General features: G+C 62.4%; 5 protein-coding genes and 1 pseudogene. All 6 read left to right on the top strand.

Features of this window, described 5'->3' with window-relative positions; translation table 11 throughout:
* The first annotated feature begins 140 nt into the window (after positions 1–140).
* Complete coding sequence (locus tag EOC06_RS23120) at positions 141–1,586, top strand: type II and III secretion system protein family protein (protein WP_127327448.1); 1,446 nt, start codon at positions 141–143, stop codon at positions 1,584–1,586.
* Positions 1,587–1,590: 4 nt separating this feature from the next.
* Positions 1,591–1,860, top strand: a complete 270-nt coding sequence (locus EOC06_RS23115; protein ID WP_127269273.1) for a hypothetical protein — start codon at positions 1,591–1,593, stop codon at positions 1,858–1,860.
* Positions 1,861–1,909: 49 nt separating this feature from the next.
* The gene (locus tag EOC06_RS23110; RefSeq protein ID WP_013531961.1) at positions 1,910–3,124 is read left to right on the top strand and encodes a CpaE family protein; all 1,215 of its coding nucleotides are present in this window, start codon (positions 1,910–1,912) and stop codon (positions 3,122–3,124) included.
* Entirely contained in the window at positions 3,121–4,542 is a 1,422-nt protein-coding gene (locus EOC06_RS23105; protein WP_127810562.1) for a CpaF family protein, read from the top strand. The genes EOC06_RS23110 and EOC06_RS23105 overlap by 4 nt, the downstream gene beginning before the upstream one ends.
* Before the next feature lie 4 nt (positions 4,543–4,546).
* Positions 4,547–5,512 (top strand): type II secretion system F family protein, encoded by a 966-nt coding sequence (locus EOC06_RS23100; RefSeq protein WP_127327445.1) that lies wholly within the window; start codon positions 4,547–4,549, stop codon positions 5,510–5,512.
* Position 5,513: 1 nt separating this feature from the next.
* Positions 5,514–5,614, top strand: a pseudogene (locus EOC06_RS43275) (type II secretion system F family protein); the annotation flags it as partial.

Here is a 5,614-nt window from a genome sequence, read left to right as displayed (position 1 = left end):
TGTTCGACGCCGTCACCAAGGAGCCGGAGAAACCGAAGTTCAAGACGGTCATCGTAACGCGCGGCACGAAGGCCGAGGAATACCAGGTTCCTTCGCGGGACCAGAAATAAGCCAGTGGGGACTGGGTGAGGGACGGGACAATGTTCGGGCTGTTCACATATCGGGTCATGGGGCGGTTGCGCATTTTGCGTGCGGTGGCTGTCGCGTCTTCGCTGGCTGCTGCCGCGATGCTGGCTTTCGGCGCCTCGGCGAGAGCTGACAACGACATCGTCTATGTGTCGTCGACCAAGAATGCGTCGATCAAGGTTGCCAAGGGCAAGCCGAAGACGATCATGACCAGTGCCGCCTTCTACCAGATCGTCATCGGCGACCCGGAGATCGCCAACGTCAATCCGCTGACCGACAAATCCTTCTACGTGCTCGGCAACAATCTCGGCACTACCGGCATTGCGCTGTTCGATGAGAAGAAGCAGCTTGTCGGCACCGTCGACATCGAGGTGACGCTCGACACAGACCAGCTGGCCAGCACCATTCGGGCCAGCGTGCCGGATGCCAGGATCAAGGTCGGATCGGCCAATGGCCGGGTCGTGCTGTCGGGCGAGGCGGATGACGCGGTCGCCGCCGAAAAGGCAAACAAGATCGCAACGCGCTTTTCCGGCACCGAGGAGGTCATCAACTCGGTCAACATCTCATCGTCGCAGCAGGTCCAGCTCAATGTCCGTTTTGTCGAGATCAACCGCCAGGCGGGTCAGGATCTGGGCGCCAAATACGCCGCCAATTTTGCCTACGGCCTCGGTGGCCGCGATGTCTCGATCGATCCGGGTACAGTGCCGGCCGCCGGCACCGGCGAGATCATCGGCAGGCTTTTGTCGAACGGCGTGTCGATCGATATCGCCATCAAGGCGCTAGAAGAGCGCGGCCTGGCGCGGCGGCTGGCCGAGCCTAACCTGATCGCCCGTTCTGGCCAGACAGCGAGCTTTCTCGCCGGCGGCGAATTTCCGATCCCGGTCTCCGAGGACGACGGCAAGATCTCGGTCAGCTACAAGAAATACGGCGTCAGCCTGGATTTTACGCCTACGGTTCTGAAAGACGGGCTGGTCAGCCTTGATATTGCGCCGGAAGTCTCCTCGATCGACGCGTCGGCCTCCTACAATATCGGCACCATCTCGGTTCCCGGCTTCATCGTGCGCCGTGCCAGGACGTCGGTCGACCTGAAGAACGGCCAGAGCTTCATGATCGCTGGACTGCTGCAGTCGCAAAACGACATCACCACGTCGCGCATTCCCGGCCTCGGCAAGATGCCGGTGCTTGGGGCGCTGTTTTCCTCGAAATCCTATCAGCGGCGCGAGACCGACCTCGTCATCATCGTGACGCCCTATCTGGTCAAGCCGGTCGATCCGTCGAAGAAGCTCGTCGAGCCGACAGATGGCACGCAGCCGGCCAGCAACGCCGACTATTTTCTCAACAACACCGAGGAAGTGAAGGATTCCGATGCCGGTCGCACCGTGGCGCTGGCAGACGGCCGCGTCACTCAACCTGCAGCGGCCGCTTCGGCTGGGCATTTCCTCGACCTGCCGAAGGATTGAAGCCATGCGTCTGGTCTTTGGATCGAGCGTCGCCTTGCTGCTGACCGGCTTTGCCGCCGGCTGCACCAGCGACGACTATGTGCGCAGCGAAGGGCCGACGGCCGGCGCCGGAAATGCGCAGGCCGCCAACACCGTCATGCAGATGGTCGATCCCTGGAAATACGGGGTCCAGAACACCAGGCTCCTGGTGCCGGCCCAACGAGGCAGTGCCGCGGCTGTCACACCCGATCAGGCGGCCGGTGCCAAGGCGTCGCAGTCCAGCACGACCAATTGATCCCACGGGCAAATGATCCAACGGTCGATCGACCTGACAGGCTGACAGAATGGCAAACGGCATCAAGACCAGGAAGATCCTGCTCGTATCGACCGACAGGACATTTGCGCAGGACACGCGCACCGCATTTTCCGCCTCCGAGATCATACAGCTCTCGACAGTGGAGAAGAACGTCACCGAGTTGCGCGGCGAGATCCAGGAAGCCGACTTCGGCGCCATCATCGTCGACATGGATGCGGCAAGGCTGGAGGAGGTCGAGTCGCTGCAGCGTATTATGCGCCGGCTGGAGGACAAGGTTCCGGTCGTCGTCGTTACCCAGGAGTTCAACGCCGCCGCGGTGCGCATTCTGGTGCAGCTCAAGGTCGCGGATTTCCTGGTCAAGCCGATCACCACGGCCGATCTGGTGCGCTCCGTCGTGCGGGCGCTGCAGGGACCTGGGCGCGAGGAAAACACCGAGTCGCAGATCTACACCTTCATGCCTGCGGCGGGCGGCGTCGGCACCACGACGCTGGCACTGCAGACCGCCTTCCAGTTGCATCACTCGGTGACGCGCGGCGCGTCGACCTGCGTCGTCGATCTCAATTTCCAGCAGGGCGCCTGTGCCGAATATCTCGACCTCGAACCGCGTTTCGACATCACCGAGATCGAGAACCAGCCCGAGCGTCTCGACCGGCAACTGCTCGACGTGATGCTGTCCAAGCATGCCAGCGGGCTGTGCGTGCTGGCGGCACCGGCGCATCCAGCAGAGATGCGCTCGTTCAAGACCGATGTCGTGGTGCGCATGCTGGACCTCGTTTCGGCCTATTTCGACAATGTCGTCATCGACATGCCACGCACCTGGTTTCCATGGACGGAAACCGTGCTGCTCGGTTCCAACAAGCTCTACATCGTCGCGGAAATGACGGTGCCGTGCCTGCGCCACACCCAGCGGCTGATCCAGGCGGTCTACGAGACTGCCGGCAAGGAAGTTAAGCCGAACGTCATCGTCAACCGTTTCGAACAGAAGATGTTCGACAACGGCATCAAGCAGGCGGACGTTCAGGAAATTCTTGGCGAGCATTTCGTCGGCGGCATCGCCAACAACTACCGGCTGGTGCGCGAAGCGGTCGATCGCGGCGTGCCGCTGCACGAGATCGATCCCAACGCCAATGTCGTCAACGATCTGAAAAAGATCATCCTGCCGGAGGAAGCGGTCCCAACCCGGGCGAAATCGCGCTCGCTGTTTGGCATGGGCCGTGGATTACTGAAGAGGAAAGCCGGATGACCAGCCGCTTCTCCGCCCTGCAGAACCGCGATGCGCTTCCGCAGCGCGTGCCTGAGACGACGCCGGTCGCCCATCATGCCGTCGTCATTCCGACCAGCCGAAAGGCTTTGCCGGCAAAGCCGGACACAGCGCCGGCAAAGAATGCCAACAAGGTGCTCGATGCGCGCGTGCGTATCCACCGGCTGCTGCTCGAAGAGATCAATCTTGTCGCGCTGGAGCGTTTGCCGAAGGATGAGATGCGCCGGCAAGTGCATGATTTCGTGTCGGAAAAGACCAAGCAGGAGCGGATGGCGATCAACACCGTCGAGCTTGACGCGCTGGTCGACGACATCGTCGACGAGATGGTCGGCCTCGGTCCGCTCGAGCCGCTGCTCAAGGACCCCGACATCAACGATATCCTGATCAACGGCCACATGAACTGCTTTGTCGAAAAGAAGGGCAAGCTGCAGCCGGTCCACATTCCGTTCAAGGACGAGGCGCATCTCCTGCGCATCGTCAACAAGATCGTCGCCGCGGTTGGTCGCCGCGTCGACGAATCGCAGCCGATGGTCGATGCCCGCATGCTGGACGGCTCGCGCTTCAACGCGGCCATCCGCCCGGTTGCGGTCGATGGGCCGCTGGTGTCGATCCGCAAATTTTCCAAGAACAAGCTCGGCCTGCACAAACTGGTCGAATTCGGCGCCATCACCCAGAACATGGCCGAAGTGCTGGCGGCGGCCGTGCATGCCCGCAAGACGACGATCATTTCGGGCGGTACCGGCACCGGCAAGACGACCATGCTCAATGCGCTGTCGGCCTTCATTCCGGAAGACGAGCGGCTGATCACCATCGAGGACGCGGCCGAGCTCCAACTGCAGCAGCCGCATGTCGCGCGTATGGAAACACGTCCGGCCAACATCGAAGGCCATGGCGAGCTGAAGCAGCGCGACCTGGTCAAGAATGCACTGCGCATGCGCCCCGACCGCGTCATCCTCGGCGAGTGCCGGGGCGAGGAGGCTTTCGACATGCTGCAGGCAATGAACACCGGCCACGAAGGGTCGATGGCGACCATCCATGCCAACACGCCGCGCGACGCCATTTCGCGGCTCGAGCAGATGCTTGGCATGACCGGAATGCCGATGACGGTGCAGTCGATCCGCAGCCAGATCGCCAGCGCGCTCGACCTGATCGTTCAGTTGACGCGCCTGTCCGACGGCAAGCGCAAGGTGACCAGTGTCGCCGAGGTGACCGGCATGGAAGGAGATGTCATTCAGATGCAGGAGATCTTCCGCTTCGTGCGTACCGGCATGGAGGCCGACGGCAGGATTCTGGGCCACTACGAGGCGACCGGCATCCGGCCGCGCTTCCTCGAGGATCTGCGCGCCATGGGCATCGAGTTTCCCGGACGATATTTCGAACCCGGCCGGCCGCAGGAGTAGCCAAGTGTTCGATGGAATGAGCGCGATCTATGTCGTTTATGCCGCGGCCGCGCTGACCGGCATCCTGATCGCCGAGGCCTGCTACCTGCTTTATGCCGGCCGCAGCGACAAGCGCACCGCCATCAACCGGCGCATGAAGCTGCAGGAAAACAAGATCAGCCAGGAGCAGGTGCTTGTCCAACTGCGCAAGGAACGCGGCCTCGACGCAGGCACGCCGCTGTTTTCGCTGGATCGGTTCCGCGCTTTGCGAACCCAGTCGGGCATGATCATGCCGCTGTCGAAATTCTTGATGATCAGCTGCGGCGTGGCGATGGCGATGACCCTGGTCGCCATCTGGTACGGCTTGCCGCCGCTGATGGGGCTTGTGCTGTTTGTGGTGCTTGTGCCGGTGCTGCCGGTGATCACGCTGCGCTTCAAGCGCAAGCGCCGGGTAAAGCGGTTCGGCATGCAATTGCCGGAGGCGCTGGAACTGATCACGCGTGGCCTGAAGGCCGGCCACCCGGTGCCGGTGGCGATCGCCATGGTGGCGCGCGAGATGCCCGACCCGATCGGCACCGAGTTCGGCGTCATCGCCGACGAGGTGACCTATGGCTCCGATCTGGTTTCGGCGTTGAACTCGCTGTTCGACCGGGTCGGCCAGGAGGATCTGCCGCTGTTCGTCACCGCCGTCTCGATCCAGACCAGTTCGGGCGGCAATCTGCGCGAGATCCTCGACGGCCTGGCGACGACGATCCGCGAGCGCGGCAAGCTGCGCCGCAAGGTGCGCGCCATTGCGACAGAAGGTCGGATGTCGGCCTACATCCTGACAGCGGTGCCGGCGTTGCTGTTCACCGCCATTATGGCGCTGATGCCGGGCTTCTACCGCGACGTCTGGGGCGAGGCGAAAACCTGGTACCTGCTCGGCGGCTCGATCACCTGGCTGATGCTGGGCAATCTGATCATGTTCAAGATGTCGAATTTCAAGTTCTGACATGCAGGGCTTCATCGAATTCCTCGCCTCGCTTGCGCCGACCTCATTGATGCCGGTGGCCATCCTGCTGCTGGCGGCGGGTGCTGCCGCTGTTGCCTGGCC

Source organism: Mesorhizobium sp. M7A.F.Ca.MR.362.00.0.0, from assembly GCF_004023175.1.
Taxonomy (GTDB): domain Bacteria; phylum Pseudomonadota; class Alphaproteobacteria; order Rhizobiales; family Rhizobiaceae; genus Mesorhizobium.
This window is presented reverse-complemented; position numbering and strand designations above follow the sequence as displayed.

Excerpts from the sequence above, each read along its gene's own strand:
- EOC06_RS23120 (WP_127327448.1), top strand. The coding sequence starts at position 141 with ATGTTCGGGCTGTTCACATATCGGGTCATGGGGCGGTTGCGCATTTTG.
- EOC06_RS23115 (WP_127269273.1), top strand. The coding sequence starts at position 1,591 with ATGCGTCTGGTCTTTGGATCGAGCGTCGCCTTGCTGCTGACCGGCTTT.
- EOC06_RS23110 (WP_013531961.1), top strand. The coding sequence starts at position 1,910 with ATGGCAAACGGCATCAAGACCAGGAAGATCCTGCTCGTATCGACCGAC.
- EOC06_RS23105 (WP_127810562.1), top strand. The coding sequence starts at position 3,121 with ATGACCAGCCGCTTCTCCGCCCTGCAGAACCGCGATGCGCTTCCGCAG.